The sequence below is a fragment of the Streptomyces venezuelae genome (assembly GCF_008642275.1).
GTDB lineage: Bacteria > Actinomycetota > Actinomycetes > Streptomycetales > Streptomycetaceae > Streptomyces > Streptomyces venezuelae_E.
In genome coordinates, this window is sequence record NZ_CP029189.1 from 3,610,047 (window position 1) to 3,625,013 (window position 14,967).

Genomic DNA, 14,967 nt, shown 5'->3' on the forward strand with positions numbered 1-14,967 from the left:
CACCCTCCTCACGACAGGTGGATCAGCCCGGAATGCCCGGTCCGCCCTCTTGATGCTAGGGGTTGTCCCGCCGATGGAGCCGGAACAGCGGAAGGGGTCCGCTGCCGTGAGGCCGGATCAGGCCGTCGGAGCCGTCAGGTCGTAGAAGGTGGCTCCGCCGACCGTGGACGCCTTGAAGGTGGCTTTGATCCATGTCTCGATGTCCGTGCTGGTGCCCCCGCCCGGGCCGCCCCGGCCGCCGCCCTGTCCGCCGCCCGGTCCGCCGCCCCCGGACATGCCGCCCTCGGCGCCGCCGACGGTGCCGCTCTGGCCGATGAACCAGTGGATCTTCCCGTCCCGCACGTACTTCTGGAACTGCTCCAGGGTCGGTGAGGGGTCGCTGCCGTTGAAGCCGCCGATCGGCATGACGGGCGCCCCGGACGCCAGCTGGTAGCTCGCCGCGTTCTGGGCGCCGATCGCGGCCGCTGCCCAGGTGTACCGGTCGGCGTCGGTGGTGAGGGCCTTCTTGGCCTCCACGCTCACCCGGGCACCGTTCAGCAGACCGCCCGGCCCACCCTGGCCGCCGCCGAACCGCTCGCCTCCGCGTCCCGCGCCCGCACCGCCCTGACCCTGCGGCACCCCGCCCTGGGCCATACCGCCCTGCGGCATCGCGCCTTGCGGCATCCCGCCCGGTGGCATCGCGCCCTGCGGCGGCATCCCACCTTGCGGTATCCCGCCCGGTGGCATCGCGCCCTGCGGCGGCATCCCGCCCTGCTGCCCGGCGCCCGGCCGGCCGCCGTTGGGCACCCCGCCCTGGCGGCCCTGCCCGCCCTGGAACATCTCGCCCGGTCCCCCGGGGCCGCCCATCATCCCGCCGGGTCCGCCCCGGCCGCCCGCCACCGCCGGTCCGGCGGTCACGATGGAGCCGGTGTGCGCGGTGCCCACCGTGGTCAGGCAGTACGCGAACGGCCCGGCCAGCGCCGCCGCCACGCCCAGGGCAGCCGTGGCCTGCAGCGCCCGGCGTCCGGCCCGCGCGGCGAACGGGAGCGCGGCCGCCACCAGCAGCCCGCCCACCAGCACCGCCCAGCGCAGCCAGGGCAGATAGCCGGTGGCACGGCCCAGCAGCACGAACGACCAGACCGCCGTCAGGGCGAGCGTGCCGGACAGGGTGAGCGCGGCGGCCTTGCCGCCCCGTTCCTCCCACAGCACCGCGACACCCATGCCGATCAGCGCGGCCACGAACGGCGCCAGCGCCACGGTGTAGTACTCGTGGAAGATCCCCTGCATGTAGCTGAAGACGGCCGCGGTGATCAGCAAGGGGCCGCCCCAGGCCAGGAACGCCGCCCGGGCCATGCCCTCCAGCGAGTCGGTGGCCCGGCGGGCCCGCCAGGTGATCACCAGCCCGGCGACCAGCAGGACCAGGGCGGCCGGCAGCAGCCAGGCGATCTGCCCGCCGATGTTGCCCGAGAAGAGCCGGTCGATGCCGGTCTCGCCCCAGCCCCCGCCGCCCCCGGCGCCGCCACGGCCGCCGCCGCCCACGCTTCCGGTCTCGTTGCCGTTGATCCGGCCGAGGCCGTTGTAGCCGAGGGTCAGCTCCAGGAAGGAGTTGTTCTGCGAGCCGCCGATGTACGGGCGGGAGGAGGCCGGCCACATTTCGACGACGGCCACCCACCAGCCGCCGGCCACCACCATCGCGAGCCCCGCCAGCAGCAACTGGCCCAGGCGCCTGCGCAGCCCGGTGGGTGCGCAGACGGCGTACAGCAGGGCCAGCGGCGGCAGGATGACGAAGGCCTGCAGGGTCTTGGTGAGGAAGGCGAAACCGACCGCCACCCCGGCCCAGACCAGCCACTTCGTACGGGCGCCGTCGAGGGCGCGCAGCACGCAGTACACGGTGACGGTCAGCAGCAGGGTGAGCAGCGCGTCGGGGTTGTTGAAGCGGAACATCAGCGCGGCGACCGGCGTCAGCGCGAAGGCGGCGCCGCTCAGCAACCCGGCTGCCGGCCCGAACTGGCGGCGCACGGCGGCGTAGAGCACACCGGTCGTCGCGACGCCCATCAGGGCCTGCGGTACGAGGATCTGCCAGGCGCCGAGCCCGAAGAGCCGGACCGACAGCATCATCGGCCACAGGGCTGCCGGGGGCTTGTCGACCGTGATCGAGTTGCCGGCGTCGGAGGAGCCGAAGAAGAAGGCCTTCCAGTTCTCGCTGCCCGCCTGCACGGCGGCGGAGTAGAAGGAGTTGGCGTAGCCGGAGGAGCCGAGGTCCCACAGGAGCAGGGCGGCCGTGGCGATCAGCAGACCGGCCAGGGCGGGAAGTTCCCACCGGGGGCGGTCGGCCGCCGCGCGGCGGCCGGTGCCGGCACGGGCCTCGGGGACCGGGAAGAGCGAGGGTGCTGCCGTGGTCATCGGTTGTCGTCCTTCACGTTCACGGGAGTGTCGCGCCGCTCGGGGAAGATCCAGGCGCGGAAGAGCAGGAAGCGCAGCACGGTGGCGGCGAGGTTGGCGGTGATCAGCACGGCCAGTTCGGTGCTGTGCGCGGGCTCGGCGGTGGCCGCCCCGAGCGCGGCGAGGGAGCCGCTGGTGAGGGCCAGCCCGATGGCGAACACCACGAGGCCCTGGGCCTGGTGGCGCACGGCCCGGTCCCGGCCGCGCACCCCGAAGGTGAGCCGGCGGTTGGCGGCGGTATTGGCGAACGCCGAGAGCAGCAGCGCGGCGCCGTTGGCGAACTGCGGACCGGTCCCGGCGCGGAAGGCGGAGTACAGGACCAGGTAGAGCACGGTGGACAGGGCTCCGACGGCGCAGAAGCCGAGCAGCTGGCGGGCGAGTCCGCCCTCCACCCCGGGCAGCGCGGCGCGGTCGCGCGGGTCGTCGCCGAAGGGGCGGGCGAGCCGGTCCAGCGGCAGCGCGCCGACCGCCAGTGCCCGGCCCACGCGCCAGACGCCCTTGAGGTCCTCGGCGGCGGTCCGGACGATGTGGACGGTGGAGTCGGGGTCGTCGACCCAGTCCACCGGGACCTCGTGGATCCGCAGCCCGGCACGTTCGGCGAGGACGAGCAGTTCGGTGTCGAAGAACCAGCCCGTGTCCTCCACCAGCGGCAGGAGCCGCTCGGCGACCTCGCGCCGGATCGCCTTGAAGCCGCACTGCGCGTCGCTGAACCGGGCCGAGAGCGAGGACCGCAGGAGGAGGTTGTAGGCCCGCGAGATGAACTCCCGCTTCGCGCCCCGCACCACCCGCGAGGACCGGGCCAGGCGAGTGCCGATGGCGAGGTCGGAGTGACCGGAGATCAGCGGTGCGACCAGCGGCAGCAGGGCGTTGAGGTCGGTGGAGAGGTCCACGTCCATGTAGGCGAGGACGGGGGCGTCGGAACCGGACCACACCCGGCGCAGGGCCCTGCCCCGGCCCTTCGCCTCCAGGCGGGTGCTGCGTACGCCGTCCAGCGCGGCGGCGAGCCCGCGCGCGACCTCGGGGGTGCGGTCGGTGCTCGCGTTGTCGGCGACCGTGATCCGGAAGGGATAGGGGAAGGTCCGGCTGAGGTGCTCGTGCAGTCTGCGGACGCACGGCCCGAGGTCCTTCTCCTCGTTGAAGACGGGGATCACCACGTCGAGGACGGGCTCGCCGGGCACGAGCGCCAGGGGCGCGCGTGCCGGAAGGGCCCCGGAAGAGGTGTCGGTTCGCATGGTCCGACACTCCCGGGGCGCCCTGTCACCGCTGTGTGCTGAGCCTGTGCCCCGGCTGTGAGTCCGTCCGGTCCGGCTGCGCGTGCGGCAGCAGGACCTCGAAGCAGGTCCGTCCGGGCTCGCTCCGTACGCCGACCCGTCCGCCGTGCGCGGTGACCACGGCCTGGACGATGGCCAGCCCGAGTCCGGTGGAGCCCGCCGCGCGGGAGCGGGAGGCGTCGCCGCGGGCGAAGCGCTCGAAGACGCGGGGGAGCAGGTCGGGGGCGATACCGGGGCCGTCGTCCTCGATGAGCAGCCGGACGGCGGATGTTTCACGTGAAACGTGGGCGGTGACGGTGGTGCCCGGCGGGGTGTGCGTACGGGCGTTGGCGAGCAGGTTCACCAGAACCTGCTGGATCCGGGCGGGGTCGCCCCGTACCGGTGCCGGCTCCTCGGGCAGCTTCAGGCGCCAGTGGTGCTCGGGGCCCGCGGCCCGGGCGTCGCTGACGGCATCGACGACGAGCGGGGCCAGGTCGGTGTCGGTGTCACCGGTGGAGAGCGGGCGGCCCGCGTCGAGCCGGGCCAGCAGCAGCAGGTCCTCGACCAGGCCGGTCATCCGGGTGGCCTCGGACTCGATCCGGCCGAGGGCGTGCCGGGTGTCGGGGCCGGGCTCCTCCCGTCCGCGGCGCGTCAGTTCGGCGTAGCCGCGGATCGAGGCCAGCGGGGTACGCAACTCGTGGCTGGCGTCGGCGACGAACTGCCGGACCTGCATCTCGCTCTGCTGGCGGGCCGTGAGGGCCGAGGAGACATGGCCCAGCATCCGGTTGAGGGCCGCGCCGACCTGGCCCACTTCGGTGCGGGGGTCGGCCTCGGCGTCCGGGACACGCTCGTGCAGGGCGGGCTCGCCCGTGTGCAGGGGAAGTTCGGAGACCCGGGTGGCGGTGGCGGCCACCCGGCGCAGCGGGCGCAGGGCGACCCCGACCAGGGCCTGCCCGGCGAGGGAGGCCGCGATCAGCCCGGCCAGGGTGACGCACAGCTCCACCCCGATCAGGGTGCGCACGGTGGAGTCGACGTCGCCCAGGGGGAACGCCAGGGCGAGGCTCCCGTCGGAGGCGATCCGCACCCGGTAGCTGCCGAGGCCCGGAAGCTCCGTGTCCACCGGCCCGGGCGCGCCCTGGTCCGCCGTCCGGGCGGCCTGGGCGGCCTGGGCGAGGGCTTTGCCCTGGGCCTCGGTCAGCGGCGGCGGCTGGTCGACCGACCATCCCTCGGCGCGGACGTTGCGGGCCGTCCCGAGGACGGTCCCGGCCGGATCGAACCGGATCCCGGCGGCGTCCAGCGGGCTGCCGGGAGCCATGACGAAGCCGGCGCTGTTCTCCCGGGCCGGCTTCCCGCCGGGCGCCCGCACGGCCATCCTCACGGAGGTCTTCAGCTGCTCGTCGAGCTCGGTGACCAGGTACGAGCGCAGGGCGAAGGTGGTCACGGTCCCGATGGCCGCGCCCACCACGGCGATCAGTGCCACCGCCGAGACGACGAGCCGGGTACGCAGCGACCAGGGGTGACGGCCACGCGGTCGCCGTTTCGTGCGGAAGGCCACTACTCGGCCGGCTTGATCAGGTAACCGGCGCCGCGCCGGGTGTGGATCATCGGCGGCATACCGAGGCCGCTGTCCAGCTTCCTGCGCAGGTAGGAGATGTAGAGCTCGACCACGTTGGCCTGGCCGCCGAAGTCGTAGGACCACACCCGGTCCAGGATCTGCGCCTTGCTCAGCACGCGCCGGGGGTTGCGCATCAGGTAGCGCAGCAGCTCGAACTCGGTGGCGGTCAGGTGGATCTCCCGGCTGCCCCGCACCACCTCGTGGCTGTCCTCGTCCAGCCGCAGATCGCCGACGGTCAGCACGGAACCGCCGCGCGCTGCCTGCGCGGCGCCGGAGCGCCGGACCAGGCCGCGCAGCCGGGCCACGACCTCCTCCAGGGAGAAGGGCTTGGTGACGTAGTCGTCGCCGCCCGCCGTGAGGCCCGCGATCCGGTCCTCCAGTGAGTCCTTGGCGGTCAGGAACAGCACGGGCACCTGCGGGATCTCCCGGCGCAGGCGGCCGAGGACGGCCAGGCCGTCCATGTCGGGAAGCATGATGTCGAGGACGACCACGTCGGGCCGGAACTCGCGCGCCGCCCGTACCGCGCCCGCCCCGTCGCCGGCGGTGCGGACCTCGCAGCCCTCGTAGCGCAGGGCCATGGACAGCAGCTCCGAGAGCGAGGCCTCGTCGTCGACGACGAGCACCCGGCAGGGGCCGCCGTCGGGCCGCACCAGGGCCGTGGGGTGGTTGGTGGACGTGGACGCATGGGAGGTGGTCGTCGCAGTCATACCGAACACGCTGTCCCGTGCCTCTGAGAGCGTTCTTGTGCCTTCCTGTGAATTTCCTGAGAAAGGAATCCGGGAGGCGAGGCCGCGCCCCCTGGGCAGGACACCGGGCATGGGGCTGGCCGGGGCAGGGGCCGGCCAGAACAGGGCCCGCCGGAACAGGGGCCGCCGGAGCGGTGCGTCAGCCGTCGAGGCGGAACAGCCGGGCGCCGTTGTCGTGGCAGACGGCCCGCAGCCAGTCGTCCCCCAGGCCGAGCCGTTCGAGCGCGGCGAGCTGGTGCTCGTAGGGGTAGGGGATGTTCGGGAAGTCGGTGCCCAGGAGGATCCGGTCGCCGAGGTCCGCCAGGCGTCCGAGGTCCCCGGGCGGGAAGCCGCTCATCCGCTCGGCGAAGTCGGTGAAGGCCATGGTGGTGTCCAGGCGCACCTGCGCGTACCGGTCGGCGAGGTCGAGGAAATCGGTGTACTCGGGCATGCCCATGTGGGCGATGACCAGCGGCAGCCTCGGGTGGCGGGCCAGCAGCCGGGCGATCGGCTCCGGGCCGGTGTACTTGCCCGGGACGGGGCCGGACGCGCAGTGGATCACGATCGGGAGGCCCGCCTCGGCGAGCAGCCCCCAGACGGGGTCGAGCCTGTCGTCGTTCGGGTCGTAACCGCCGACCTGAAGGTGCGACTTGAAGATCCGTGCTCCGGACTCGACCGCCTGGCGGACGTACGCGCTCACGCCCTCCTCCGGGAAGAACGTCGCGGTGTGCAGGCAATCGGGGGTGCGGGCGGCGAAATCGGCGGACCAGGCGTTGAGCCAGGCGGCCATCGCCGGCTTGTGCGGGTAGAGCATGGCCGTGAAGGCCCGGACCCCGAACTCCCTCAGGAACTCGACGCGCTGCTCCTCCTCGTGCCGGTAGGTGATGGGCCACTCGACGCCGGTCAGCGGGCCGACCGCGTCGAAGTAGTCCCACACCTTGTCCAGAACCCGCTCGGGCATGAAGTGGGTGTGCACGTCGACCAGTCCGGGGAGCCCCAGCCGTTCCCGGAAGGAGCGGACCGCCTCAGCCGTTGCGGACAAAACCATGGCTCCGCTCGACGGTGCCGACGTGCAGGGTGTAGCTCTCGTACCAGTCGGCGCGGCCCTGCCTCATGGCCGCCTGGTGCTCCATGTCCTCCCGCCACGCGGTGAGGGACTCGTGGTCGCGGAAGTAGGCGACGGTGATGCCAAGACCTCCCGGGGTACGCGCGGACTCGTAACCGAGGTACCCCGGGTTGCCCGGAACCAGCTCCTTCATCCGCTCCAGGGTCTCGGCGTATCCGCTGTCGTCGGCGGCGCGGATGCTGCTGAAAACGGCCATGACATAAGGGGGCTCAAAGGCCTGTACCGGCTGAATGATCATGTTGAACACCATCGGCGGAGCACCCCCGACATGTCCACCGGAATCACCCTCGGGAGCCCAAAGGGATCCAAGTTTTGACTTTTGGCCGCCGCAACCCGGACCGCGGTCCGAGCCGTGGTCCGCGCCGCAGCCAGCCGGTGTCAGAACAGCCCGCCCTGCTCGCCTGGAGCCGGGGAGACGGACGGGATCTGCGCCGTCGGGACCGAGGTCACGGCCTCGCCGCCGGGAGCGGTGAGCTCCCAGCCCGCCAGAAGCCGGGTGTCCACCACGAGGCTGTCGGCAAGGTGCAGATCGGGCCCGGCCGCACCCGCCAGCCGGCCCACGACGGCCCCGCCCGGCACCATCTCGGTGAGCGCCCGCGCCGGTCCGGGCAGGCCCGGCAGGGCGTCCAGCCCGAACGCCCCTGCATGGTCCGCCACTTCGCACTCCACCCGCTCCAGCGACTCCGGCCACCCGGCCAGCGCCGCCGCCCGTGCGTGCAGCTCGGCGACCTCCCGGGCCCGATCAGGCGCGGCCGGCAGGTGGGCCCGTACCCCGCGCTTACGGGCGTACGCGATCCGGTCGGGCACCCCGAGCGCCGCCCGCAGCAGCTCCTCGGTGCGCCGCGTGGCCATCAGCGGACCACGCCCGAGCCAGGCCCAGGTCACCGCGCCCTGCTCCAGCAGCCGGGCCGAGCCGCGTTCCTCCGCGGTGATCCCGACCTTGACCATGCCGGGCCCGAACCAGGCCAGGTACACCCGGTAGGTGCGCGGATCAGCGGCGTTGGTGTCGGCCGCCACGGAGAACGACCGGTCGAGGCGGGCGCACTCGGGGCACTGCGCGTTCCCGGCTCGGCCCGGCACGGTGTCCGCGGTGGGACAGGGCGTCCGCTTGCCGGCTCGCCGTACACCGAGACAGTGCCGCTCCCCGCGTGCCGCGAAGGCGATCCGCTGCCCGTACGCGAGCTCGCTCACCCGCTCCCCGCGCCCCTCCCCGTACCACCCGATGGACGGTCGGCCGTCCTTCCACCGGATCCCGGTGCACCACCAGGTCACAGCGGGAGCGGCCGCTCGAAGAAGGTGTCCAGGACGACGGTGGCATGCGTTCCGCTGACACCGTCGATGGCGTAGAGCCGGCGCAGTACGTCCTGCAGCTGTTCGGTCGAGGCCGTACGCACCTTGACCAGCACGGACGCGCTGCCCGCGATGATGTGCGCCTCCTGGATCTCGGGGATCGCGGCGAAGTCGGCACCGGACTCGCCCATCCACGCGTTGGAGTCGACCATCACGTAGGCCAGGACTCCGCTGCCGACGGCGGCCGGGTCGACGTCGACGGTGGTCCGCCGGATCACCCCGCGCTCGCGCAGTTTCCGTACCCGCTCGTGGGTGGCCCCCGCCGAGAGCCCGACGGCCGTGCCGAGAGCGGCGTACGACTGGCCTGCGTCCTGCTGCAGGCGCAGGACGAGCGCACGGTCGATGTCGTCCACGCAATCTTCCTCTCCTGGGCCTGTCGACCCTTGCGAAGACGGTACCTGATCCTGCAATCTCACCATCAGACCGAACTTGATTCGGTGTGACTCTTCCAGGGGGAATCATGTCTGCCATAGCCGACCTCACCTTGTACGAGATTCTGGACGAACGCTTCCAGACCGGCCGCTGCACCAACGGCGACGCCCGGCTGGACCGGCTCTACGACGACTGCCGCTGGGCGGAGGGCCCGCTCTACCTGCCCGCCTGGCGGCAACTGGTGTGGAGCGACATCCCCAACGACCGGATGCTGCGCTGGGACGAGGCGACCGGAGCGGTCTCGGTCTTCCGCTCCCCGGCGGGCCACTCCAACGGCAACACCCTGGACCGAGAAGGCCGTCTGATCACCTGTGAGCAGGGCAACCGGCGCGTCACCCGCACCGAACCGGACGGCAGCCTCACCGTCATCGCCGACCGCTTCGACGGCAAGCGGCTCAACAGCCCGAACGATGCGGTCGTCCGCTCCGACGGCTCCGTCTGGTTCTCCGACCCCGACTTCGGCATCACCAGCGATTACGAGGGCCACCGCGCACCCAGCGAGATCGGCGCCTGCAACCTCTACCGGGCCGACCCCGCGACCGGCGAGGTCCGGCTGGTCGCCGACGGCTTCCTCGGCCCCAACGGCCTGGTCTTCTCGCCCGACGAGAGCGAGCTGTACGCCGCGGACACCCGGGCCGGCCACATCCGCGCCTTCAAGGTCACCGACGACGGCGCCCTCACCCACGACCGCGTCTTCACCACCTGCCCCGGGGCCGACAACATCCGCTTCGACGACGAAGGCCGGCTGTGGGCGGCCGCGATGGAGAACGGCGTCCAGTGCTACGCCGCGGACGGCACCCTGATCGGCCGCCTCCGGGTACCCGAACCGGTCTCGAACATCGCCTTCGGCGGCGCCAAGAACAACCGCCTCTTCATCACCGCCACCACCTCCCTCTACTCCCTGGTGATGTCGGTGACCGGCCTGCCCCGGGTCCTCTGAGAGGCCGGACCGCCGCCTACCGCGCGACGAACTGGGTCAGGATCGCCTGCACCTCGTAGATGTCGACGCCCTTGGTGAAGGTCTTCTCGATCGGCGCCGGGCTGCCGGATATCCATATCTTGAGCTCGGCGTCGAGATCGAAGTGCCCGGCGGTCTCGACGGAGAAGTGCGTGATGCTCCGGTACGGGATGGAGTGGTACTCCACCTTCTTCCCCGTGAGCCCCTGCTTGTCGACCAGCACAAGCCGCCGGTCGGTGAACAGGATCGTGTCCCGGATCAGCAGGTACGCGGCATGCACCTGCTCCCCCTGGCCCAGCAGCCGCGCGTAGTCCCGCTGCGCCGACACGGGGTCGACCGTGTGCGCGTTCCCGAACAGTCCCATGAGTGCCCCCGTTGTCCAGCTCCGGATTTCCGGCTTCGAACGATCTTCAGAAACCGTACCGAGGCCGACCCCTGGTCCACGTCCCCCGCCAGAGCCATCCCTCCCCTGACATCCTCCGGGGGACCCCGTCCCCATCAAGGAGGAGACGGCACCCAACAAGGACATACGACAGAGGCCCCCAGGATTTCTCCTGGGGGCCTCTGTCCTGCTGTGCACTCGGCAGGATTCGAACCTGCAACCTTCTGATCCGTAGTCAGATGCTCTATCCGTTAAGCTACGAGTGCTTGGGCTTCTCGGGGTTTTGCGCCCCGTTGTCCTTGCGAGAACAACAATACATGGACCTCGCCGGGACGCGAAATCCATTAGCCAAACCGCCACTGACCTGCGGAAACGAGCCGGATGGAGATCATCCGGATGGGTTCGTGGACAGGGCCGGGCAGAGGCTGCGGCGGGTGGGGCGGACCTGATCGCCCCAGAACGCATCGAAGCCCCGGTCCGTCAGGACCGGGGCTTCGATGAGGTGCGGAGGCGGAGGGATTTGAACCCTCGATGGGCGGTAAGACCCAAACCGCATTAGCAGTGCGGCGCCATAGACCGGACTAGGCGACGCCTCCAGCACACCCTCGCGAGGAGGGTGCGTGCAGATGATGACACAGGCGCAGGGCCCCTCACCAATCCGCTCCCACGGTACTAGGCGGGACGGGCGGAGGGCAAAGCCTTAAAGCAGCCGCGGCACGCAACGTCAGCGCGCCCTCGTCGTTGGGCAGGCGTACGACGTACGGACGACCTGGAGTGCCCCATGCTGCGTCTCGCCGCCTTCGCCGTCACCTCCGCCCTGGCCGCCGCGGTGGCCGGGCCACTGCCCCCGCTCCCACTGGGCCGGCTGCTGGCGACGCCCGACCACCTCACCATCGCCATGGCCGACACCGGGAACCCCCGGCTGGACCGGGAGTACCGGCTGGAATGCGGCCCCGTCGGCGGCGACCACCCGGAAGCGGAAGGGGCCTGCGCCCGGCTGGACCAGTTCGCCCGCGAGGGGAAGGACCCCTTCGCCCCCGTCTCCAAGCGGCAGATCTGCACCATGCAGCACGGGGGCCCCGCCACCGCCCGGATCACCGGAACCTGGAACGGCTACAAGGTGGACGCCACGTTCCGGCGGACCAACGGATGCGAGATCCGCCGCTGGAACGAGTTGGAACCTCTGCTTCCGAGTGGGCCTTCCTGACCTGGGAGGATGCGCGGGATCGGCGGTATCCGCCTCACATCGGCCATCCCATCGCGGGCCTGTGGCCTTAGACTCCTCCCGTGACTTGCCGGTAGTTGTGGTCAGGGAGGAAGCTCGTCGTGAGCAGCAGGCCATCCCGAGGCGCTGCTCGCCTCGCAGCAATACTCGACGCTCTTCCGGACGCGCTGTTGCTCGTCAACGCCAACGGCACGGTCGTCAACGCCAATTCGATCGCGCTCGAGATCATGGAGAGTCCCGGTACCGGACTCGTCGGCCGGGGCGTGCTCGACCTCCTGCCCGAGTTCGACTCCAAGCTGATCCCCGGCTCCATGCGCCGGCCCGGCGAGGACGACGGCGGCCGCACCAAGCCCAAGCGGATGATCGCGCGCCGTACCGACGGCTCCGAGTTCCCCGTCGAGCTCACCAGCGCCCATCTCGACGGACGCGACGCCTACCGCGAGCCGCAACCCTCGTACACGGGCGACGAGCTGCTGATGCTCGTGGTCCGCGACCTCTCGCAGACCGTGGACACCGAGGCCGAGCTGGCGCGCTCGCAGCGGCAGACCGAGATGATCCTGCGTGCCGCCGCCGAGGGCGTCGTGGGCACCGACACCGACGGACGGGTGGTGCTGGTCAACCCGGCCGCCGCCCAGATCCTCGGCTACCGGGCCACCGATCTCGGCAACCGCGAACTGCACGGCCTCGTCCAGCACTCCCGCGCCGACGGATCGCCCTTCCCCTTCGAGGAGTCCCCGCTCGCCGACACCCTGCGCAGCGGGCGCAAGCACCGCGTCCGCGGGCAGGTGCTGTGGAACAAGGCCGGGCAGCCCGTCGCCGTCGACCTGACCACGTCGCCCGTACGGGACGGGGAACAGCTCGTCGGCGCCGTCATGACCTTCACCGACCGGCGGCCCTACGACGCCCTCGCCGCTCGGCACGCACAGCTGATGGCCGTCCTCGGCGACTCCCTGCGGGGGCCTCTGGACGAGCTGCGCGGTGAGCTCGCGACGCTGGCCGCCGACGACGCCGGACAGCTGTGGCCCGAGGCCAATCAGCTGCTGCACCACCTGGCCGCCGGGTACTCCCGGATGACCACGCTGGTGGACAACGTCCTCGGCTACCAGCGCCTGGACACCGGGCGTGACCGGCTCACGAAGAAGAACGTCCTGATCAACACCGTCGTCACGGCGGGTGTCGACGGTGCCGTCGAGCTGATCGGCCCGGGTCGCGCGCAGTTCGCCGTCCATGCGCCGACCATCGAGGCCGAGGTGGACGCGGACCGGATCTCGACCGCGCTCGCCCACCTGATCGCGGACGTGGCCGGAGTGGACGCGACCGGCAAGACCCGCCAGGGCAGCGGCTACAGCGATTCGACGATCGTGGTGGCCGCCGCGCAGCGCGGCGATGTCGTACGGATCGAGGTGCGCGGGCCGTACGAGGGCGGGAACCCGGTGCACGAGCCGATCGTGCGGGGAATCGTGGCCGCGCACGGCGGTGTGCTGCAGACGGTGGAGGTTCCGGGCGCGCCCGGCGGGGCGTACGTGCTGGAGCTCCCGCTCGGCTCGGGCGCCGGGACGGTGACCCTGCCGGAGCCGGCGGAGGAGCCCCCGGCCGATCCGGCCGCGGACGGCGCGGGGACGGCCGGGGGCGCGGCTCCCGGCAAGGTCTCCGGCGGCCGGCGTGGCCGGCGCGGGGTGGACGCCTTCCTGGACGACGAGACCCCCGGCCCCGACGCGGCGCAGGCCGCACCAGCACAGCCACGAGCACAAGCACAAGCGGCGCAGGGCGGCGGCGCGCTGGCGCTGCCTTCCGGGCGGCGGCGCGCGGGGGAGGCCGGCGACGCTCCCGAGACGGGACCCGAACTCGCGCAGTCCCCGGTGAACCCGGCGGGACTCGGCACCGGTCGCAGGCGCGGCCGGGCCGGTGACGGCAGCGGCGAGGCCGAAGGCACCGCCGGGCACGACGGCCCCGGGCGGCCCGTGCCCCCGCAGGGCACGGCCATGCCCGCGCTCCCGCCCGTACCCGCGGTGCCCCCGGTTCCGGTGAGCGAGCATCCCGCCGGGCGGCGCCGGGCCCTGGGTCCGGCCGGTCCGGCGCAGCCCGGCGGCCCCGTCCCCGCGACCGGGCTCGGGCCGGCGCCCGCTCCCGCGCGGCCCATCGCTCCCGAGGGCGGCTTCGCCCTGCCCGCCGGGCCGACGCCGGCTCCCGCCGCGGCGGACTCCGACGCCGACGCCCCCGCCGGACGGCGTGGCCGCCGGGTGCTGGGCGCCCCGGCAGCCGAGCCCGAGACCGCCGCCACGCAGCCCGACGAGTCCGCGGAGAACCCGACCGGGCGTCGCCGCGCGCTGGCCGGCGCACCGGCGTGGCCGGTTCCGGCGGCCCGTACCGCTCCCGAGGACGGCGAGGCGTCCGGCCAGGTCGCGGTGCCCGGTGCGCGTCGGCCGCACGACACCCCTGCGGAGGGCCAGACCGCGCAGCCGATCAGCGTGCGCGCCCTCGGCACCCTCGGCCAGGGCATCTCCGTCGACCCCAGCGGCTCCGGACCGGCCTCCGGGTCCAGCACGGCTTCCGGGCCCGGCACGGCCTCCGGACCTGGTGCGGCCTCCGGGTCCGGCCGCCGGCGACGGCTCGCCGAGCCCGCCCCCCAGGGCCGCGCCTTCGCCATAGGGGCGCCCGAAGCCGGCTCCGACGAGGGCCCCGAGCCGCTGGACGGCCCGGGTGGCGCCGTCGAGGTCGTCAACCGGCCCGTGCCTCAGCCGGTGGACGACGAGCTGCCCCCGGAGCCCCTGGACAACCCGCGCCGGCTCCTGGTGTGGCCCGCGCCGGACGTGCAGACGCAGCAGGCGCTCAGCGACCGCGGCTACCGGCCGGTGATCGTGCACTCCCGCGAGGAAGTGGACGCGCAGATCGCCGCGTTCCCCGCCGCGCTGTTCGTCGACCCGCTGACCGGGCCGATCACCCGGACGGCCCTGCAGTCCCTGCGCCAGGCCGCCGTGGCCGCGGAGGTCCCGGTACTCGTCACGGCCGGGCTGGGGCACGCCACGCGCGAGGCGGCGTACGGCGCCGATCCGGCCGTCCTGCTGAAGGCGCTGGCGCCACGGGACAGCGAACAGCACCCCTCCCGGGTGCTGGTGATCGAGGAGCGCGAGGAGATCGCGACCGCGCTGACCGCCGCCCTGGAGCGGCGCGGCATGCAGGTCGCCCGGGCGGGTGCCGACACCGACGCCGTGGAACTGGCGACCCGGATGCGGCCCAACCTGGTGGTCATGGACCTGATGCAGGTGCGCCGCCGGCGAGCCGGGATCGTGGACTGGCTGCGCGCCAACGGGCAGCTGAACCGCACCCCCCTGGTCGTCTACACCGCGACCGGCATCGACCCGGCCGAACTGCCGCGGCTGGCCTCCGGCGAGAGCGTCCTCTTCCTCGCGGAACGGTCCACCACGGCGGACGTCCAGGGCCGCATCGTGGACCTCCTGGCCAAGATCGGCACCAACTAGTAAT

The 14,967-nt window shown here is 72.8% G+C and carries 12 protein-coding genes and 2 tRNA genes; 3 read left to right on the plus strand and 11 right to left on the minus strand.

Annotated features, from left to right (window positions below):
- Window positions 1-117 precede the first annotated feature (117 nt).
- The 8 genes from DEJ51_RS15825 to DEJ51_RS15860 all read right to left on the minus strand — a co-directional run bounded on the left by DEJ51_RS15825 (window position 118) and on the right by DEJ51_RS15860 (window position 8,840).
- Window positions 118-2,382 carry a glycosyltransferase family 39 protein gene (locus DEJ51_RS15825; RefSeq protein ID WP_150258142.1) on the minus strand — a complete coding sequence of 755 codons (2,265 nt, stop codon included), beginning with the start codon at window positions 2,380-2,382 and terminating at the stop codon, window positions 118-120.
- Window positions 2,379-3,653, minus strand: a complete 1,275-nt coding sequence (locus tag DEJ51_RS15830) for a bifunctional glycosyltransferase family 2/GtrA family protein (RefSeq protein ID WP_150258143.1) — start codon at window positions 3,651-3,653, stop codon at window positions 2,379-2,381. The genes DEJ51_RS15825 and DEJ51_RS15830 overlap by 4 nt, the downstream gene beginning before the upstream one ends.
- Window positions 3,654-3,678: 25 nt before the next feature.
- On the minus strand, window positions 3,679-5,226 hold the full coding sequence (locus DEJ51_RS15835) for a sensor histidine kinase (RefSeq protein ID WP_150258144.1): 1,548 nt from the start codon (window positions 5,224-5,226) through the stop codon (window positions 3,679-3,681).
- Window positions 5,226-5,993 carry a response regulator transcription factor gene (locus tag DEJ51_RS15840; RefSeq protein ID WP_317852401.1) on the minus strand — a complete coding sequence of 256 codons (768 nt, stop codon included), beginning with the start codon at window positions 5,991-5,993 and terminating at the stop codon, window positions 5,226-5,228. The genes DEJ51_RS15835 and DEJ51_RS15840 overlap by 1 nt, the downstream gene beginning before the upstream one ends.
- Window positions 5,994-6,171: 178 nt before the next feature.
- Window positions 6,172-7,059, minus strand: a complete 888-nt coding sequence (locus tag DEJ51_RS15845) for an amidohydrolase family protein (protein WP_150258145.1) — start codon at window positions 7,057-7,059, stop codon at window positions 6,172-6,174.
- Window positions 7,037-7,333, minus strand: a complete 297-nt coding sequence (locus DEJ51_RS15850; protein WP_317852402.1) for an antibiotic biosynthesis monooxygenase family protein — start codon at window positions 7,331-7,333, stop codon at window positions 7,037-7,039. The genes DEJ51_RS15845 and DEJ51_RS15850 overlap by 23 nt, the downstream gene beginning before the upstream one ends.
- A gap of 182 nt (window positions 7,334-7,515) precedes the next feature.
- On the minus strand, window positions 7,516-8,409 hold the full coding sequence (locus DEJ51_RS15855; RefSeq protein ID WP_190620406.1) for a DUF2797 domain-containing protein: 894 nt from the start codon (window positions 8,407-8,409) through the stop codon (window positions 7,516-7,518).
- A complete protein-coding gene (locus tag DEJ51_RS15860; protein ID WP_033223357.1) occupies window positions 8,406-8,840 on the minus strand; it encodes an Lrp/AsnC family transcriptional regulator in 435 nt (144 codons plus the stop codon). The genes DEJ51_RS15855 and DEJ51_RS15860 overlap by 4 nt, the downstream gene beginning before the upstream one ends.
- A 107-nt stretch (window positions 8,841-8,947) precedes the next feature.
- On the opposite strand from DEJ51_RS15860, the gene DEJ51_RS15865 reads away from it, so the two are divergent.
- The gene (locus DEJ51_RS15865; RefSeq protein ID WP_150258147.1) at window positions 8,948-9,859 is read left to right on the plus strand and encodes an SMP-30/gluconolactonase/LRE family protein; all 912 of its coding nucleotides are present in this window, start codon (window positions 8,948-8,950) and stop codon (window positions 9,857-9,859) included.
- A 16-nt stretch (window positions 9,860-9,875) separates the two neighbouring features.
- Here DEJ51_RS15865 and DEJ51_RS15870 read toward each other — a convergent pair whose 3' ends face one another.
- The 3 genes from DEJ51_RS15870 to DEJ51_RS15880 all read right to left on the minus strand — a co-directional run bounded on the left by DEJ51_RS15870 (window position 9,876) and on the right by DEJ51_RS15880 (window position 10,855).
- On the minus strand, window positions 9,876-10,241 hold the full coding sequence (locus DEJ51_RS15870) for a PH domain-containing protein (RefSeq protein ID WP_190620409.1): 366 nt from the start codon (window positions 10,239-10,241) through the stop codon (window positions 9,876-9,878).
- Window positions 10,242-10,452: 211 nt separating this feature from the next.
- Window positions 10,453-10,525: transfer RNA gene (locus DEJ51_RS15875), tRNA-Arg, on the minus strand.
- Between the two features lie 239 nt (window positions 10,526-10,764).
- A tRNA-Ser gene (locus tag DEJ51_RS15880) sits at window positions 10,765-10,855 on the minus strand.
- Window positions 10,856-11,040: 185 nt separating this feature from the next.
- Between DEJ51_RS15880 and DEJ51_RS15885 the strand changes: the two genes are divergently transcribed.
- Both DEJ51_RS15885 and DEJ51_RS15890 read left to right on the plus strand, forming a co-directional pair.
- Window positions 11,041-11,466: an SSI family serine proteinase inhibitor gene (locus tag DEJ51_RS15885; RefSeq protein WP_150258149.1), complete on the plus strand. Its 426-nt coding sequence runs from the start codon at window positions 11,041-11,043 to the stop codon at window positions 11,464-11,466.
- A gap of 119 nt (window positions 11,467-11,585) precedes the next feature.
- A complete protein-coding gene (locus tag DEJ51_RS15890) occupies window positions 11,586-14,963 on the plus strand; it encodes a PAS domain-containing protein (protein ID WP_150258150.1) in 3,378 nt (1,125 codons plus the stop codon).
- Window positions 14,964-14,967: the final 4 nt, after the last annotated feature.

Bases quoted from the DNA above. Each gene is read 5' to 3' on its own strand.
- DEJ51_RS15825 (WP_150258142.1), bottom strand. From the start codon at position 2,382: ATGACCACGGCAGCACCCTCGCTCTTCCCGGTCCCCGAGGCCCGTGCC.
- DEJ51_RS15830 (WP_150258143.1), bottom strand. From the start codon at position 3,653: ATGCGAACCGACACCTCTTCCGGGGCCCTTCCGGCACGCGCGCCCCTG.
- DEJ51_RS15840 (WP_317852401.1), bottom strand. From the start codon at position 5,993: ATGACTGCGACGACCACCTCCCATGCGTCCACGTCCACCAACCACCCC.
- DEJ51_RS15845 (WP_150258145.1), bottom strand. From the start codon at position 7,059: ATGGTTTTGTCCGCAACGGCTGAGGCGGTCCGCTCCTTCCGGGAACGG.
- DEJ51_RS15850 (WP_317852402.1), bottom strand. From the start codon at position 7,333: ATGGCCGTTTTCAGCAGCATCCGCGCCGCCGACGACAGCGGATACGCC.
- DEJ51_RS15865 (WP_150258147.1), top strand. From the start codon at position 8,948: ATGTCTGCCATAGCCGACCTCACCTTGTACGAGATTCTGGACGAACGC.
- DEJ51_RS15870 (WP_190620409.1), bottom strand. From the start codon at position 10,241: ATGGGACTGTTCGGGAACGCGCACACGGTCGACCCCGTGTCGGCGCAG.
- DEJ51_RS15885 (WP_150258149.1), top strand. From the start codon at position 11,041: ATGCTGCGTCTCGCCGCCTTCGCCGTCACCTCCGCCCTGGCCGCCGCG.